Annotated in this window: 11 protein-coding genes; 5 read left to right on the top strand and 6 right to left on the bottom strand. The window is 40.0% G+C overall.

The window, feature by feature from the left end; translation table 11 throughout:
* Positions 1–105: 105 nt before the first annotated feature.
* Positions 106–1,332: an MFS transporter gene (locus AC07U8_RS06255; RefSeq protein WP_494737531.1), complete on the top strand. Its 1,227-nt coding sequence runs from the start codon at positions 106–108 to the stop codon at positions 1,330–1,332.
* Between the two features lie 306 nt (positions 1,333–1,638).
* A complete protein-coding gene (locus AC07U8_RS06250; RefSeq protein WP_494737530.1) occupies positions 1,639–2,346 on the top strand; it encodes a glutathione S-transferase family protein in 708 nt (235 codons plus the stop codon).
* A gap of 56 nt (positions 2,347–2,402) precedes the next feature.
* On the opposite strand, the gene AC07U8_RS06245 is transcribed toward AC07U8_RS06250, so the two are convergent.
* The 6 genes from AC07U8_RS06245 to AC07U8_RS06220 all read right to left on the bottom strand — a co-directional run bounded on the left by AC07U8_RS06245 (position 2,403) and on the right by AC07U8_RS06220 (position 12,738).
* A complete protein-coding gene (locus AC07U8_RS06245; RefSeq protein WP_209826534.1) occupies positions 2,403–3,647 on the bottom strand; it encodes an NADH:flavin oxidoreductase/NADH oxidase family protein in 1,245 nt (414 codons plus the stop codon).
* Positions 3,648–3,778: 131 nt separating this feature from the next.
* A complete protein-coding gene (locus AC07U8_RS06240; protein ID WP_494737529.1) occupies positions 3,779–5,374 on the bottom strand; it encodes a dipeptide ABC transporter ATP-binding protein in 1,596 nt (531 codons plus the stop codon).
* Positions 5,346–6,362: an ABC transporter permease gene (locus AC07U8_RS06235; RefSeq protein WP_494737528.1), complete on the bottom strand. Its 1,017-nt coding sequence runs from the start codon at positions 6,360–6,362 to the stop codon at positions 5,346–5,348. Before AC07U8_RS06235 ends, AC07U8_RS06240 begins: the two co-directional genes overlap by 29 nt.
* A complete protein-coding gene (locus AC07U8_RS06230) occupies positions 6,362–7,432 on the bottom strand; it encodes a microcin C ABC transporter permease YejB (RefSeq protein WP_494737527.1) in 1,071 nt (356 codons plus the stop codon). Before AC07U8_RS06230 ends, AC07U8_RS06235 begins: the two co-directional genes overlap by 1 nt.
* A gap of 104 nt (positions 7,433–7,536) precedes the next feature.
* Positions 7,537–9,387, bottom strand: coding sequence for an extracellular solute-binding protein (locus tag AC07U8_RS06225; RefSeq protein ID WP_494737526.1), 1,851 nt, complete (start codon positions 9,385–9,387; stop codon positions 7,537–7,539).
* 72 nt (positions 9,388–9,459) lie between these two features.
* Positions 9,460–12,738: a LysM peptidoglycan-binding domain-containing protein gene (locus AC07U8_RS06220; RefSeq protein ID WP_494737525.1), complete on the bottom strand. Its 3,279-nt coding sequence runs from the start codon at positions 12,736–12,738 to the stop codon at positions 9,460–9,462.
* Between the two features lie 215 nt (positions 12,739–12,953).
* Here AC07U8_RS06220 and dnaQ point away from each other — a divergent pair, with 215 nt between their 5' ends.
* The 3 genes from dnaQ to nudC all read left to right on the top strand — a co-directional run bounded on the left by dnaQ (position 12,954) and on the right by nudC (position 16,904).
* Positions 12,954–14,375, top strand: coding sequence for a DNA polymerase III subunit epsilon (gene dnaQ / locus AC07U8_RS06215; RefSeq protein WP_494737524.1), 1,422 nt, complete (start codon positions 12,954–12,956; stop codon positions 14,373–14,375).
* A 127-nt stretch (positions 14,376–14,502) separates the two neighbouring features.
* On the top strand, positions 14,503–16,146 hold the full coding sequence (locus AC07U8_RS06210; protein WP_151802357.1) for a chemotaxis protein: 1,644 nt from the start codon (positions 14,503–14,505) through the stop codon (positions 16,144–16,146).
* Positions 16,146–16,904, top strand: a complete 759-nt coding sequence (gene nudC / locus AC07U8_RS06205) for an NAD(+) diphosphatase (RefSeq protein ID WP_034614261.1) — start codon at positions 16,146–16,148, stop codon at positions 16,902–16,904. Before AC07U8_RS06210 ends, nudC begins: the two co-directional genes overlap by 1 nt.
* The last annotated feature ends 24 nt before the right edge of the window (positions 16,905–16,928 follow it).

Raw genomic sequence — 16,928 nt, 5'->3', positions numbered from 1 at the left:
TGTGTTGATTGATCACTAAAATTTATCGATTGATAAATTTTTATTCTATCGCTAAGTCCCATTGAATCATCTACAATTCTCATATGATGATTCAATGGATAGCTTATGTCAGTACAACAGGACGACACGCGTTTCTCTAAACCACTCATTTATATGCTTATTGGAAGTGCTTTTATCTTGGCACTCTCTTTAGGTGTACGTCACGGTTTTGGGCTTTATCTTGTGCCCATGAGCCATGAGTTTGGTTGGAGTCATCAAGTTTTTAGTTTAGCCATTGCCATACAAAATCTATTCTGGGGCGCAGTACAACCTTTTACTGGGGCGCTTGCAGACAGATATGGGAGTAAGAAGATTGTTGCAATAGGCGGGGTGCTCTACACCATTGGTCTATTGTTAATGTCCATCAGTTCAAATGTACTGTTACTAGATATCAGTGTCGGCTTAATTATCGGCTTAGCCCTCTCTGCAACCTCATTCTCGGTATTACTTTCAGCCGTAGGACGAGCAGCGCATCCAAGCAAGCGCAGTATGGCAATGGGTATTGCCAGTGCAGCTGGTTCATTTGGGCAATTCATTATGTTGCCAACCACCCTGCTTCTCATTAAAAATTTCGGCTGGTCATCTGCGCTGGTCATTACAGCAATGCTGATCGTGTTGATTGTTCCATTGGCATGGATGCTTAAAGCACCTATGTATGTACCACCAAGTGCAATTAAACAAGCGATAAAACCCAATTTAAGCTTTAAACAGATTCTTAAAATTGCCTTTCAGCATAAACCCTTTTTATGGTTGGCCTTTGGTTTTTCAGTGTGTGGGTTCCAAGTGGTTTTTTTAGGCATTCACCTACCAGGTTATTTGATTGATCATGGTTTTGATGCCTCCACTGGAACGATTTTTCTTGCATTGGTTGGTCTATTTAATATTATCGGAACCTATACCGCAGGTTGGCTTGGTGGTAAGTATTCCAAACCGCATCTGCTTATGGGTTTATATGGTTTACGTGGCGTTGCGATTGTTGCATTTCTGATGCTGCCATTGAGTATTTGGACTGTTTACGCCTTTGGTATCGTTATGGGGATCTTATGGCTTTCGACTGTACCTCTAACCAACGGCATTGTGGCCAATATGTTCGGTGTAAAATACTTAACCATGCTAAGCGGCCTAGTGTTTTTCACTCACCAAATCGGTTCATTTTTTGGTGGATGGCTAGGCGGTTTAAATCATGATATAACGGGTAACTACAACATCATTTGGGGATGCTCAATTGCCTTGTGTGTAGTCGGTGTTATTGTGCATTTCTTTGTTAATGAAGAGGCTGTGGTTAATGACTAACTCATTCTCGTGGTTCAAGCTCAGTATCTGGTTGGTTATTGTTATTCTGTTCGGGCTGTCAAGTATGCTGTGGTTGAACACGCCTGAATTATTTGAATATTTTAATATGGCTTTTTGTGCACATTAACCAATTGTCCAATACCTAGATTGCTTTGTTTCGTAATCATAAGCCGTTCAACATTTTTAATTTAAACCTTGTTGAAACGTGGATTTTTTTGTTTTAAACCTTTTAACTAGAATTAAAATTTACATCGGTTGAATAAGCTGTTATCTCTGGATGCATCATTAAAAATTATCACTTTGATTATGCAACTTAGCCTCTATCATCTCACGCACTCACGATCACAACGAATTCTATGGCTATTAGAAGAATTAAATTTGCCTTATCAGCTTAAAATCTATACCCAGCATATTTTAGAGCATGAAGATGCTGAATTAAAACAGTTCAATCCTGAGGCTAAATTTCCAACCTTGGTCATGACAGATCTTCTTGATCAAACAACAACGGTACTGACAGAAAGCTCAGCAATCATTGAATATTTAAGTTTTAGTACGCAAAAGTTTGGTATACAAGGTTTAAATCAGCAAGAGATCATAGACTTTTATTTTTGGAAAAACTTTGCAGATTCTAACTTCATGCCAAATTTAGCCCTTAAACAAATCTTTTATCAGTTGGTCCAACGCACACCCTTTCCGATACACATTTTGACAAGACTACTTAAACATGGATTTGATCGTGGCTTTCTTAATCACACTTTAGCGCAACAACTACAATCGATTCATTTGCAATTAAAAAATAAAGCATGGATTGCTGGAGGCTCTTTCACCATCGCAGATCTGTTACTTTGGTTTCCACTGAAAGCCTGTTTTGAACTTCACCCAAGATATCAAAAGTTCACAGAAATTCAGCGCTATCTTTTGCAAATAGAAAGCAGACCCGCCTTTCAAACGGCTTTAGTGAAAGGACAATGGTCTGCTGACACATTTAAATCGTATTGGTCTAAAGCAGACTAGTAGCACGCTTAAAAAATCAATTTTCAAAGTCGCGACTATGCTTTTCTCAATCTTTATTAGGCTGATTTGCGTGAGTTCACTCGTCCTTGAATCACCGCTTTGATATTATTTTTTGCATAATTAAAGAAAACCTTGAGTGGAGAAAGCTTAGGATTTGGCTTCTTCCCTTCTCCAATCGCTTTAAACTGCGCGGCATACCACAGGATTTCCATGATCGCCATTTTATCAACAAAAGGAATACCCGTTTTGATTTGTTCTACTGCATATCGAACGTCCTGACCTGCAATCAAGTTGTTGCTGACTTCAGGTTCTACCGCAAGAGGGCGTGCAATCCCAATAAACTCACACGCACCACTGTCTAACGCCGCATTCATTCCTTGCGCTGTACGGAAACCACCTGTCACCATAAGATGACATTTAACTTCTTTACGAATTTTTTCTGCAAAATCCAAGAAATATGCTTCACGTGCAATCGTACTTTGCTTACGTTTATCCGCTTTTGCGCCTGCCATTGCCGGTGCTTCATAGGTACCACCAGAAATTTCGATCAAATCGATCCCTGCTGTATCAATGGCTTTAAATACTTGAACCACTTCTTCTTCTGTGATTCCACCACGTTGGAAATCTGCAGAGTTCAGTTTGACTGAGATAATAAAGTTTTCTGAGGTTTTAGCACGCACTGCTGCATAAATCTCTAATAAGAAACGCATGCGGTTTTCAATCGAACCACCCCATTGATCTTGACGTTTATTGGTCAATGGTGAAAGAAATTGACTGATTAAATAACCATGTGCACCATGTAACTGTACGCCTTCAAAACCTGCTTTTTCACAGATCCGCGCAGCTTCAGCAAATCGTTGAATGATGTCCAAAATTTCTGCTTCATTGAGTGCACGTGGTGTACCAAATGTCGTTGCCAGCATTGGACTAAAAGGCACTGCTGAAGGTGCTACTGTTTCTTTATTGAGTCCTTTTGGACACTGACGACCTGGATGTGATAACTGAATCAGTTGTACCATCCCGTGCTTTTTACCCACATTTGCCCATTCAGTCAATTTGGCAAGATCACGTTCCGTTTCAACTACAACAACACCCGGCTCATTCTTGGCACGGAAATCCACCATTACATTACCCGTAATGGCACAACCCAAGCCGCCTTTCCCCCAAGCATCATATAAACCTAAATGCAATTGGTTCGGTTGCCCTGCATGATTGGCCAATGCTTCACTCATTGCACCTTTAATGATTCGGTTTTTAAATGAGGTGTTTTTTATTTCTAATGCTTGTGCAAGATGGCTCATGGTCAAATCTCTTTAGTGATTAGAGCTTTTACTCTAATTTAAATTTATAATAGTTCAAGCGTAAATCTGACAATGCATTTTGTCAACTTTGTTAATGTGAATATTTTTTAAACCAAACCATCTATACAGCGTTAATACTGACTCGCTGCAATTAATCGCTTGGTATAGTCATTTAAAGGTTTATCAAATAAGGCTTGGGTGTCTTGAAACTCGATAACTTTAGCATCTTTTAATACCAAAACTTTCTGACAAAGCGCTTTTACAACCTGCAAATCATGACTTATAAACAAATAACTCATTTGATAATCCTGTTGCAACTGACGCAGTAATTTTACGATCGCACGCTGTGTTGTCCGATCAAGAGCCGAGGTTGGTTCATCAAGAATCAATAATTTAGGGCGTAATACCACTGCACGGGCTAAAGCCACACGTTGCCGTTGACCGCCAGACAATTCATGCGGATAACGCTGTTTAATCGTTATAGGGAGCTCTACTTTGTCTAAAATTTCATTGATACGAATCAGCATTTCAGCTTCTTTTAGATGTTGTAGCACCAAGCCCTCTCGAATAATCTGGTCGACAGTCATGCGTGGATTTAAACTGCTTAACGGATCTTGGAATACAATTTGAAAATTGGATCGAAGCGGACGTAATTTACGCTGACTCAATCTGTTCAAGTCTTGATTGAGTAGAAAAACATTGCCCGAGCACTGTATCAGTCGTGCGATTGCCAACGCCAAAGAGGTTTTACCAGAACCGCTTTCTCCGACAATGCCGATGGACTCAGCGCGATCTAAACGTAAATTGAGCGGTTGAACGGCAACAAAATAATCTTTAACTCGATTAAATATGCCCTTTCTTATTGGAAATTTCACCCCAACACGATGTAGAGATAAAACTAAATTACGTTTATGCGGTAAAGCATTGGCTTCACCAAAATCATGATCCAATAAATATTGGGTATAGCTGGCTTTAGGGTTTTGAAAAATATTTCGAACTGTGCCTTTTTCTTCAACCTGCCCCTGATTCATCACAATCACCTGATTGGCATATTTACGCACCAAATTCAAATCATGACTAACCAAAATCATGGCCATTTTATGGTTTAGAATAAGCAGTTGTAATAAGTTTAAAACTTGAGATTGTAATGTGACATCTAAAGCTGTTGTCGGCTCATCCGCGATAATAATTTCAGGCTTTTGTGCCAAAACCGATGCAATCAAAACACGTTGTCGTTGACCACCTGATAACTCATGTGGATAACGATTCAACTTATCCTCAGGTTCGTCCATTCCGACATCACACAATAAGTCATAGACACGTTTTCTGACTTTTTCCTTGGACATCCCGTCTAAAAGTAAAGTCTCACCAATAATCCGCTCAACCTTGTGTAGCGGGTTGAGTGCAGTCATTGGTTCTTGAAAAATCATGGCAATTTTTTTACCACGGATCGCCAACTGCGTATTTTGATTAAGAGACAATAGGTTTTGCTCATCATATAACGCTTGTCCAGTCACAGTTAAATTTTCAGGAAGTAAGCCAAGCAGCGCCAAACCACTGATTGATTTGCCTGAACCACTCTCCCCGACAATCGCAACAGTTTCCCCGACATGTAGGTCAAAGTTAAGGTTATTGACCAGTACCTCTTTACGCTGATTTTCAATATGCAAATGTTGGACAGATAGCAACAAAGATGGATCATTTTTGACGTCTTGGATCGAATGCATCGCGTGTCGCCTCCCCAATATAAATCAATAAAGATAGCACCAAGGCCAAAGTAAAAAATCCTGACAAAGCCAGCCACGGCGCATTTAAATTATTTTTACCTTGTAATAACAATTCACCGAGGGAGGCTGCATCTGGTGGTAGCCCATAACCTAAAAAATCCAATGCAGTAAGTGCGGTGATATTTGCAGTCAGCATAAATGGAAGTTGAGATAAACTTGAACTGATCACATTGGGCAAGATATGTCGGAACATAATCACCAAATCACTCACTCCTAAGGCACGTGCTGCTTGAACATAATCTAAATGACGGGCGCGAAGAAATTCAGCACGCACTATACCGACCAACTCTGTCCAGCCAAAAATCAACATAATCAGAAATAGCCAATAAACACTCGGGGTAAATATACTGACCAAGATGATCACCATAAATAAAGTCGGCAAACCACCCCAAACTTCAAGCAGACGTTGCCCAATTAAATCTACCCATCCGCCATAATAGCCCTGTATCGCCCCAACAATAATTCCAATAAATGCAGCAAATAGTGTCAATGCCAAACCAAACAACAGTGATATGCGTAGACCATAAAGAATACGGGTAAATACATCATGCCCTTGATCATCTGTACCTAACCAGTTTTGTGCAGTGGGTGGCGAAGGAACAGGAACGGCTAAATCCAAATTGGGGGTTTGGTAGGAGTAACGGACCAGCGGCCAAATCGACCAACCTTTTTCATCAATCAACTGCTGAACCACCGGATCACGATAATCAGCTTCTGTTTCAAAGACCCCACCAAAATGTGTTTCAGGATAAGCCTTTAAAACTGGCATGTAATAATGCTGATCGTATTTGACCAATAAGGGCTTATCATTGGCAATAAATTCGGCAGAAATTGAAAGGATAAATAAAACGATAAATACGATGAAACAGACAAAACCCAAGCGATTTTTCTTAAATTTCTGTATTCGTGCTTGCATGATCAGTGACATTATTTTGCACCTCTCGATTCAAAATCAATTCGCGGATCAATCACACGATAAACCACATCACAGATCAAACGTAAAATCAGCCCAAATAAGGTCAGAAAGAACAAAGCGCCAAAAATCACTGGATAATCACGTTGTTGTACGGCTTCAAAACCCAGCAAGCCTAAGCCATCCAAGTTAAAAATAATTTCAATCAGCAGATTTCCAACAAAGAACACCCCAACCAATACTTCAGGCAAACCGGCAACAATCACCAACAATGCATTGCGAAATACGTGTTTATATAACACGTCATTTTCAGTTAAGCCTTTTGCTCGTGCTGCAAGCACATACTGCTTATTGAGCTCTTCCATAAATGAATATTTAGTCAGATAGGTTAAACTTGCAAATCCGCCCAACACCATGGCGAGCAAAGGTAAAGCCATGTGCCAAAAATAATCTGCTATTTTTTCAAATAAATTGAGACTGTGAAAGTTGTCTGAAACAAAGCCTTGTAATGGAAACCATTGTAAATAAGAACCGCCAGCAAAAAATACGATCAACAATATTGCAAATACAAAAGCGGGAACGGCATAGCCCACAGCCAAAAGTAATGAGGTTGATTTATCAAAAAATAAGCCATGCTGCTTGGCTTTTTTAATCCCTAAAGGAATTGAGATTAAATAAATTAAAAAAGTGCTCCACGCACCCAAGGAAATGGTAACTAGCATTTTTTCCCATAACAGCTCAGTCACCGGCTTATCTTTAAAAAAACTTGTACCAAAATCTAAAGCTAAATAGTTTTTTAACATCAACCAGAATCGTTCATGTGCAGGTCGATCAAAGCCATACTGCTGTTTGATTTTATCGACCATATCTTCGCTTAAGCCCTGTGCACCACGATACTCATGGTTATTTACCGAAGATGATAGCCCCCCAGCAGTCATGTTGACTCCTTGGAAGTTTTCCGCTTGTTGAATGGCTTGTTCAACAGGCCCACCAGGTGCAATTTGAACCACAACAAAATTGATCAAGAGAACAAAGAACAATGTCGGGATGATCAGTAACAGCCTTTTGAGTATATATGTGCCCATTGAAACGATGTTCCTTATGACCTCATGAGGGTAGATATGTCAATTTAAACATCACTCACGTTGAGCCACTGATGTTTTAACCATGAAGATTTAAAATTATGCTTTTAAAATGCTCGATTTTTTAAATATTGCTCTACTTTTTTCGCTTGATCTGCATCTACCCACCAATATTCTAAACCGAGGGATAATTTTGGTTTAACTTTGGGTTGCTGATACATATTCCAATAAGCATACCAGTTTTTATCATTGCCATAAGTCAGAATTTGATAATAGCCTGCACGTAATACCCGATCCAGTGCTCGGGTACGAAGCACCAATTGTTCACGGTTCGGTGCGTAAATAATCTGTTGAATCAGCTGATCGACCACTGGGCTTTTGATACCCGCATAATTGTAATTGCCCACTTCATCGGCAGCTTTACTGCCCCACATCTGTGCCTGTTCAGCACCTGGTGTTAATGATTGCGGCATATCGATAGCGGTCATCTGAAAATCTAAACGGCGCATACGCTCTGTATATTGTGGTAAATCGACTTGACGAATATTTGCCTGAATCCCAAGTTTTTTTAAATTACGAATATATGGCAACAAAGTCCGTAGCGCGCCATCTTGATGAATCAGAAATTCAATTTGAATGGGGCGACCTTGTCTATCCACCAATAGTCCATTGTGAAAACGATAACCCACCTTTAATAGCATCGAACGTGCAATCAATAAATTCTGTCGGTTAAATCCACTGGCATCTGAAACTGGGTATTTCCAATCTGCCAATACACCTTGGCGTTGTAATGCAGGCAATTGCTTTAAATAAGGCGTTAAAATTGCAAGTTCTTTCGCGCTTGGCTTTCCAGTCGCAGCAAGCTCACTGTTTTGAAAGTGGCTTTGCAAGCGAATATTTTGACCATATAACAATGCTTTGTTGATCCATTCAAAATCATAAGCATAGGTTAATGCTTGGCGAAAATTGAGATCATTGAATGGCGCCTTTCGGGTATTAAAAACCAAACTTTGCGTGAGCGCTGGTGTTTCAATCTTAGAAATATATTTTTTCACCAAACCTTGTTTTACCGCAGGAAAATTATATTCAGTGACCCAGTTACGGGCATTTTTTTCTTGATAAAAGCGATATTGTCCAGATTTAAACCCTTCAAAAGCGATTTCAGGGCTTCGATAATAAACATATTTCATGTGATCAAAGTTATAACGACCACGATTGATGGCTAAGTCCTTTGCCCAATAATTTGGATTGCGCTTATAACTAATACTGCGCCCAGAATCAATACGTTCAATCAGATAAGGCCCCGATCCTAAAATCGGTTGCAAGGTCACTTTGCTATAGTCTTTATTTTTCCAATCTGCTTTTGAATAAATCGCAATTTTTGCCAAAATAAAGGGCATATCTGCATTGTGGTCTGATTTAAATGTCATTTTCACTTGGTATTTAGACAATACCTCAGTCTTGGCTAAATCAGACAAATACATTTGAAAGCCCAGATTGGCTTTGCTTTGAATGGCATCAAAACTAAATTTAACATCCTCAGCCGTGACGGGTGAACCATCACTAAAACGGGCTTTAGGATTTAAATGGAAAATAACAAATTTGGTTTTAACAGGATCATAAGTGACTTTTTCAGCGAGAAGCGGATATAACACACCCGGCTCATCCAGTGAGCTATCCATTAAGCTATCAAATAGATAATTAATCCCTTCAGTTGAACTGCCTTTGCCATTCATACTGTTGAGATTATCAAAGGTGCCTATACTCGCTGTACTGATATAGCCGCCTTTGGGTGCATTGCTATTGGCATAAGGCATCGCCTGAGCTTTGTCATACTGTGGAGCATTATGTACAGCAATATATGCTGTTGTCTGTAGAGCAGCATCAACATTTAAGCTTGCAACACATAATTCCAATGCCAGCCCGATCGGGCTGACACATGCAAAACTTAGGCGCATTCCCCTATTTTCCTTTATTCAAAAAAGTTTTTGAAATGTTAAGCTTTAAACGTCGCTCCAATAAAATGGCGCTTAAAGATTCGGAACTTTAATAATGCTGCCAATGCGTAATGATGCGTTTGGTTTTAATTCATTCATCTCAGCAAGTGCACTGGTATCAATCCCAAACTTGCTGGCTAAACGAATCAATGAATCACCGCTTTTCACTTTGTATTCAGTCACTGTTTTAGGAATACGAATAGATTGTCCACGTTGTAAACCCGCACGTGGGCTCAAATCATTCAATTCAGCCAGTTCTTGAACTGACATGCCAACACGATTTGCAATCGCATTTAACGACTCACCAGACTTCACCGCATAGCTTTCAGTATTCTTACTCGAAGCTTTAGCTGTTGCTTTCGCAGTCGCCTTTAGGTCTTCTTTTTCTTTAGATAGCGTGGATTTACTGGGTAATTCCCCATCAAGCTTTAAGCGTTGTCCAATATCCAAAGCCTGATTACGCGACAAACCATTTAATTCACTTAAATAAGACAATTGCAGTTTATATTTTTTTGCAACGCTTGCCAGTGTTTCACCTGATTTGACCACATGGATATCTTTGCTAGCGCCTTCTGATTTCGACTCATTTCTCGCTTGTGCTTTCTCTTTACTGCTGGTTTCAGGCGTGCCAGTCAACTTCAATTTCTGCCCAACAAACAAACCAGATGTACTCTTTAAACCATTTAAATCAGCAATTTGATTGACTTGCAAATTATACTTATTTGCCAGCGCAATCAGGCTATCACCAGATTGCACAGTATAGGTTTCGGGTGTTGTTGTTCCAGCAGGGATCTTAATGATTTGCCCTACAAGTAAGTTTTTAGATGTCGAAATTTTGTTTAACTCGGCTAATTCTGCCAAGCTTAATTTAGACTGAACCGCAATACTGGATAAACTGTCGCCACTTTGAACTTTATAGTTCTCAGTTTTATAGTTTGTTTCAGCTTTCACATTCTTAAACTTACTTTGATCAATCACTTTAGAGTCAAGTTTAGCTTCTGGCTCATTAACTTCATTGAGTGGCACATTGATCTTTTGTCCCACAAATAAGCTACTTGAGGTATCTAGACCTGGAGTCAAATCAGCAAGTTCATGTACAGATAAAGCATAACGATCGGCAATCACTTTAAGATATTCGCCACGTTTAACTGCATAAGCCTTGGTCTTGATTTTTGCAACAGGCTTAGAGGTATCTGCACGAACCACTGCCTTATTGATTTCAGATAATTTATCATCTGAAGCATCTTTGAGTTTTAATTTCTGACCGACAAATAAATTACTGTTGGTATTCAGATTATTATAATTTGCCAATTGTGAAACAGATAAATCAAACTGATTTGCCACACTGGTTAAACTGTCATTTGGTTTAACCACATAGTTGGCTGGAGCTGAATCCGTGGTTTTGCGAGAAACCACAGGGGTATCAATTTGTGGTTTGGCATCATATAAATACAAAGTCGCCCCAACAAATAAAGTTCCGTTTGGATCAACTTGGTTCCATTTAGCAATATCGCGCCAATTTACGCCATTCTTTAAAGCAATCGTTGCTAAAGTATCCCCTGCCAAAACGGTATAAGTACTGCGTTTACCTCTTGGTGGTTCAACCACAACTTCAGTTTCGGTTTTCTTAAAGTTCTTATCTTGATTCAGTTTGGCTTCTTCCGAGTTTGCAGGTGTGGTATCTGCTAAACCTTTAGGATATGAGAATCCAACCGTATTTTCTTTACCTTGAACCTCAGCAACCGATTGACTGGTTTGAATTGCAGTCAGCTTAATTTTACCATCATATGGGTCAAGCACTTCTGTCCCTTGTGGTGCAATCGCCTTAATCTCTTTAACCACTTCTTCTTTTTCAGCTTGGGTGGCTTGAGGTTCTAAAACTTGTTTAACCGTTTCCTTTTCACCTTCAGCTTTTACTGCGGCAAGAATTTGTGCTTTTTCACGTGCAGAAATTGGCGGCTCTGCGGCAACAGGTTTTACATTGGCTGCATTGGTCACAGCAACTGGGATACGTGGCGCACTTGGAATATCGGCATTGGCAGCAAATTGCGCTAACGCATCCGAACCTTGTGGTGTATTTTTAAGCGTGCTCAATGTGCCTGTGGTTGTCGTGGTGGTTTTTGCTGTTGTTAAAGCAGGTGGTGTCGCTTTACTTGGAGTAATCGATTGAGTCACTGTCGAGGTGACCGCTGTAGGCGTTAAAGTCCGTGTAGCTGTGGTTGGCGCAGTATTGCTTGCCCATAAACCGCTATCAGAACCCGGTTTTAACACTCTTAATTTTGCATCGATGGTCGGACTAAGATCCGCAGGAATCAAAATACGTAAGGTACTCGATGGATCAACAACTTCACCACGATGACCAGGGTTTAAAGCATATAATTCAGCACGACTTAAATTGGTAATTGAAGCAATTTGATTGAGCTGTACGCCCGGTGGAACTGCAACTTCTCTAAAGTGCGGACGATTGGCGATCGGCGGTAAGCTCACCCCATATTTAGATGGGCTTTTAATAATCTGCGCCACGGCTAAAAAGCGTGGTACATAGTTCATGGTTTCTTGCGGTAAACGCAATGACCAATAGTCTGTTGGTAAGCCCGCAGCTTGGTTACGGTTAATTGCTTGCTGGATACGCCCTGGACCTGCGTTATAGGCAGCCAAAGCCAACTCCCAAGAACCGAATTGATTATATAAACTGCCTAAAAATTCATAAGCGGCACGTGTTGATTCAACCACATCACGACGCCCGTCGTATAAACTGGTTTGTCTTAGACCATAGATTTTCCCTGTACTTGGGATAAATTGCCACATCCCTGCTGCAGCGGCACTACTGGTTGCTGCTGGGTCATAAGAGCTTTCAATAATCGGCAACAGTGCTAATTCAGTAGGTAAACCACGGCGTTCAGCTTCTTTCACCGTATGGTAAAGATAACGTGATGCACGGGCACTTAGACGGTCAATATAAGGTTGGCGTGAAACAAACCAACTCCGTTGCGCATCGATACGAGGATCCCAATGGTTTTCATCCATTTTAAAACCAACTGACATCCGCTTCCATACGTCACCATGTTTTAAAATCAATAGACGATCGCCCTCTACCGCACGTATATCAGTTGCAGAAAGTAGATCTTCTAGAGAATCCAGACTGCTGGCATCCAACATGCCCGCTGACTTTGATGTTTGAACTTTTGATGTTGTCGACGTCGAAGAACACCCTGCAGTCAACCCTAATGCTGCGAATGCAGATGTTAATAAGGATAATTTAAAGAAAACAGTCGCAGTAGGTTGCCACACCATTGTGGTAGGTTTAAACATAAGAGTTCCGAACAACATTTAGTAAATTATTTTATCATTGCCATTTTAGTAGAGCTAAACGCGCTTACAAGGCAAATTTTGAATGCGAATTGCATACAAATGTTACAAGAAATTAAAAAAATCTCAGTTCATGCGTAGAAAACGCCGATTTGCGTATACAATAAATTCTTAAACCACGATGTTCAACTCTTAATTCACTTTCATTGGTTATTACTATGTCACAAACAATCACACTTTATGTCGATGGTGCTTGTAAAGGCAACCCAGGTCCTGGTGGCTGGGGCGCTTATATCATCACTGAAACAGAAGAACATAAGTTGTGTGGTGGTGAACTTGATACAACCAATAACCGCATGGAACTTACCGCGGCCATTGAAGGGATCGCATTTTGCCCAACCGAAGCAAAATTAGTGCTTTGGACCGATTCCAACTATGTAAAACGTGGTATTACCGAATGGATTGAAGGGTGGAAAAAGAAAAACTGGAAAGATGTAAAAAACCCAGATCTTTGGAAAAAACTCGATCAAACCTGCCAAGGTCGCGAAATTGAATGGAACTGGATTAAAGGCCATGCTGGACATGCAGGCAATGAAATGGCAGATCAATTGGCGAATTTAGGTACACAGCAAATACTTGACGCAAAAAAAAACACCACTGCGCCAACCAAACTGACTGAATCCTTGGCAGTGGCCGATGATAAAAAAAAACATGAAAAAGACTGGCTGCTTGACGATCCCTTTGGATTTGACCTGATTGAATCAGAAGAAATGATAGAATCGGAAATTAACCCTCAGCAGGATGTTATGCCAGCTCATGAAATTGAGATGGAACAACCATCTAACCAAGATATCAATGAAAATGATGAGCCAGCAATGAGCCAACCCGCAATGCGAGATATTCATCCACAAATTGTGATTACACCTGCGACGGTCCAGTTACATGGTCCTAAACAGTTTATTCTGGATACCGAGACCACCGGTTTCTATTATCAGGACAGTGACCGAATTGTTGAAGTTGGCGCAATTGAAATGGTCAATCGTAAACTGACTGGCAGTTCGATTCATATCTATATTAATCCAGAAAAACCAGTTGGCGACTCAGAAGCCATCCATGGTATTACCGATGAGTTTTTAAAAGATAAGCCAAAATATAGCGAAATTGCGCAAGTTTTATTTGACTACTTAAAAGGCAGTGAAATTATTGCGCATAATGCAAGCTTCGATATGAACTTCTTAGATATGGAGTTCAAGCGCAGTGGTCTACAGGCACTCTCAGAAGTATGTGAAGTGACTGATACCTTGGCGATGGCGAAAAGCAAACATCCCGGACAAAAGAACTCTTTGGATGCCTTAGTTCGCCGTTATGAAATTCCGCAACGAGATCGTACTTTCCATGGTGCCTTACTCGATGCTGAAATTTTATCTGACGTTTATCTCGCCATGACAGGCGGCCAAGTATCCTTTGACATGGATGCTCTTTCTGCACATACTGATCAGGCGCAAAGAAATACAACTCGGAAAAAAATTGAAATCAATGCCCCAATCATTTTGCCTTCAGATGAAGAATTAGAAGCACATGAGAACTGGGTCAAACAATTTCAAGAAAAACATGGGGAAGCCTGCATTTTTGCAAAATAAAATTTGAAATTGATGGCTATTTTTTCTGTAAAGATGGTCTTCTTCGGCTATATTAAAACTTAGAAAATTAGCCTCATTTTGAGGCTATGAAATAAAACATTCAGATACCCAGGATAGGTGCAGATCAATGTCTTACCAAACCTCTATACATTTTGATCCGACAGCATTACTTATTATTAAAAAAGAAGTCGATAATTCAATTTTACAGGTAGAATCTGCTGTCAGTAGTTTAGTTGAAGACCAAACTTTACCCTTCGGTATTGATGATGCTTTGCTTCAATTTGAACAATGTGTAAATGTGCTGATGCTCATCGATATGCCGCATGTTGCTAAAATTGCGCAACTCTCAGCGGCGGTGATGCGTAAAGTGATGCAAAACCCACATGAGATCAATACTCAAGAAGTGATTGCTTTGAGTGAAGGCACAACCATGCTCAAACGCTATATCGAGTTTATTTGCCTTCGTGAAGTCAGAGCGCCACAATTCTTGCATGACACCTTAAATCGCTTAGAGCTTTCTTTAGGTCTAGACTTAACACCAGAAGGCCAAGCAATTATTCCACTGCTCGACTGTGTAACACCGAATTTTAACTTGCCACAATCACCTGAGTTAGAGCATTCAGTGTATGTACATAAGCTGTATAAATTATGCTTACATAAACTTCTCAAACAGCAAGAAACAGATTTAGATTTACAAGGTATCAAGCTGGTTGGGGCTTATTTGGCAAATGCAGCCAAAGGCCAAGCAAGTGAACAATATTGGGCTTTGGTTTCAGTTGCTTTAAATCACATTGAAAACATCATTCTCAATGACACACGCCTCAGAACGTTGATCAGCATTGAAACCAATATGTCTTTATTCTTTAAAGATCTAAGCGGATTCAAGCCATCTTTATTAGATACGGCCAATATCCTAAGTATTTGTATCAGCCAAGAAGATGAAATATCACAACACATCCGCGAACAGATCAATGTTGGTGAAGATATTCTGACTGACACACAATTACAAATATTTAGCCGCCATTTATATGGCCCTGATTTTGAAACCATTCATAGTGTGAGCCAACTGATTACGGACGAAATGTCGCAAATCCGTAATGATATTGAGTTTAACTACAAAAATATGAGTGATGAAAAAACCCAAGAATTGAAAAGCAAACTGACCGATCTTGCACATGTATTTAAAGTCTTGAATCTTAATGAAGCCTATAGCGGACTGAAACAACAGGCTGACCTACTGTCTCAAGACAACATGCTCAAAGATGAAAATTATGCGCAACAGTTGATGAACAGTATTTTATCAGCGATGAATTCGATTGGTATCTTAGAGCGTAATTACACATCGAGTCGCCTACAGTTAAAAGTGAATAACTTGCAGATTTCATTAGATCGTCTAGATGAAGCACATGCAGCATTATTGACTGAGACCAAAGCGCTGGTTGATTTAAGCTCGCAAACATTGGTGCAATATTTACAAGATCCTCAAAGCACAAGCCTAGACCAACTTCCATCACAATTAAGTGAAATTGGTGGGGCGCTATTGTTCCTTGCAGCAAAAGATGGTCAAAAAGCATTGCTGCTCTCTGCGGAGTTTATTCAAACGGGTCTTAACAAAGAACACGTGTTTAACCTTGCACAAGTCAATAAACTGCTGGATGTTTTAGCCAGTGCAGACATGATGATTGAAAATCTACAAAATAAACAACCTGTTTTACAAGCCATGTTTGATGTAGCATTAACAAGTAGTCAAAATTTAAAATCGGTAGCCTAATGTCAGAATTATCACTTGCATATATCTTTCACCATCAACAACTTTTAGTGGATGAAAATTTACAACTGCCTAAAGTTGAAAAGTTAGCAAGTGATATCAGCTTTAACTCGGGTGATCAGATTATTGCCCGAGATCTATTTATCGAAGATCAAATTCCAGCGGGATATCAACTGATCCCGATTCGTCAATTGATTTCACAATGGACCAAATCTGAATTTGAACAAGCCAGTCGTGCTGTACAATTGCTAGAGTGGCGAAGAAACCATAAGTTTTGTAGCCACTGTGGACACGAAACCGAAGTTCATCCCACTGAATATGCTATGGTCTGCCCTAGCTGTCGTTATCATCAATACCCACGTGTACAACCATGTATTATCACCGTGATTACTCGTGGCGATAACGAAATTCTATTGGCAAAAAATGCCAAGAATAAAAGCAAGATGTATGGCCTTATTGCGGGTTTTGTTGAGGTCGGTGAAACACTGGAAGAAGCGGTTAAAAGAGAAACGTTGGAAGAAGTTGGCCTACATGTCAAAAATGTCCAATATTTATCCAGCCAACCTTGGCCTTTTCCAAGTAATCTTATGCTGGCCTTTAAGGCTGAATATGAATCTGGTGAAATCGTCTTGCAAGAAGAAGAAATTAGTGAAGCTCAGTTCTTTAAGTTTGATCAGCTACCCGAAACGCCTTTTAGTGGCAGTATCGCCCATGCCATGATTGAACATGTGATTCACAATAGACCAATGCATAAAGACTGATCTTGATTGAGACATGTTCAAATC

It is taken from the genome of Acinetobacter sp. GW821-FHT01E09 (assembly GCF_059422385.1).
Note: the sequence above shows the minus strand (reverse complement) of the source record. Positions and strands in the feature narration are given on the sequence as shown.

Excerpts from the sequence above, each read along its gene's own strand:
- AC07U8_RS06235 (WP_494737528.1), bottom strand. The coding sequence starts at position 6,362 with ATGTCACTGATCATGCAAGCACGAATACAGAAATTTAAGAAAAATCGC.
- nudC (WP_034614261.1), top strand. The coding sequence starts at position 16,146 with ATGTCAGAATTATCACTTGCATATATCTTTCACCATCAACAACTTTTA.
- AC07U8_RS06230 (WP_494737527.1), bottom strand. The coding sequence starts at position 7,432 with ATGGGCACATATATACTCAAAAGGCTGTTACTGATCATCCCGACATTG.
- AC07U8_RS06245 (WP_209826534.1), bottom strand. The coding sequence starts at position 3,647 with ATGAGCCATCTTGCACAAGCATTAGAAATAAAAAACACCTCATTTAAA.
- AC07U8_RS06255 (WP_494737531.1), top strand. The coding sequence starts at position 106 with ATGTCAGTACAACAGGACGACACGCGTTTCTCTAAACCACTCATTTAT.
- dnaQ (WP_494737524.1), top strand. The coding sequence starts at position 12,954 with ATGTCACAAACAATCACACTTTATGTCGATGGTGCTTGTAAAGGCAAC.
- AC07U8_RS06220 (WP_494737525.1), bottom strand. The coding sequence starts at position 12,738 with ATGTTTAAACCTACCACAATGGTGTGGCAACCTACTGCGACTGTTTTC.
- AC07U8_RS06210 (WP_151802357.1), top strand. The coding sequence starts at position 14,503 with ATGTCTTACCAAACCTCTATACATTTTGATCCGACAGCATTACTTATT.
- AC07U8_RS06225 (WP_494737526.1), bottom strand. The coding sequence starts at position 9,387 with ATGCGCCTAAGTTTTGCATGTGTCAGCCCGATCGGGCTGGCATTGGAA.
- AC07U8_RS06250 (WP_494737530.1), top strand. The coding sequence starts at position 1,639 with ATGCAACTTAGCCTCTATCATCTCACGCACTCACGATCACAACGAATT.
- AC07U8_RS06240 (WP_494737529.1), bottom strand. The coding sequence starts at position 5,374 with ATGCATTCGATCCAAGACGTCAAAAATGATCCATCTTTGTTGCTATCT.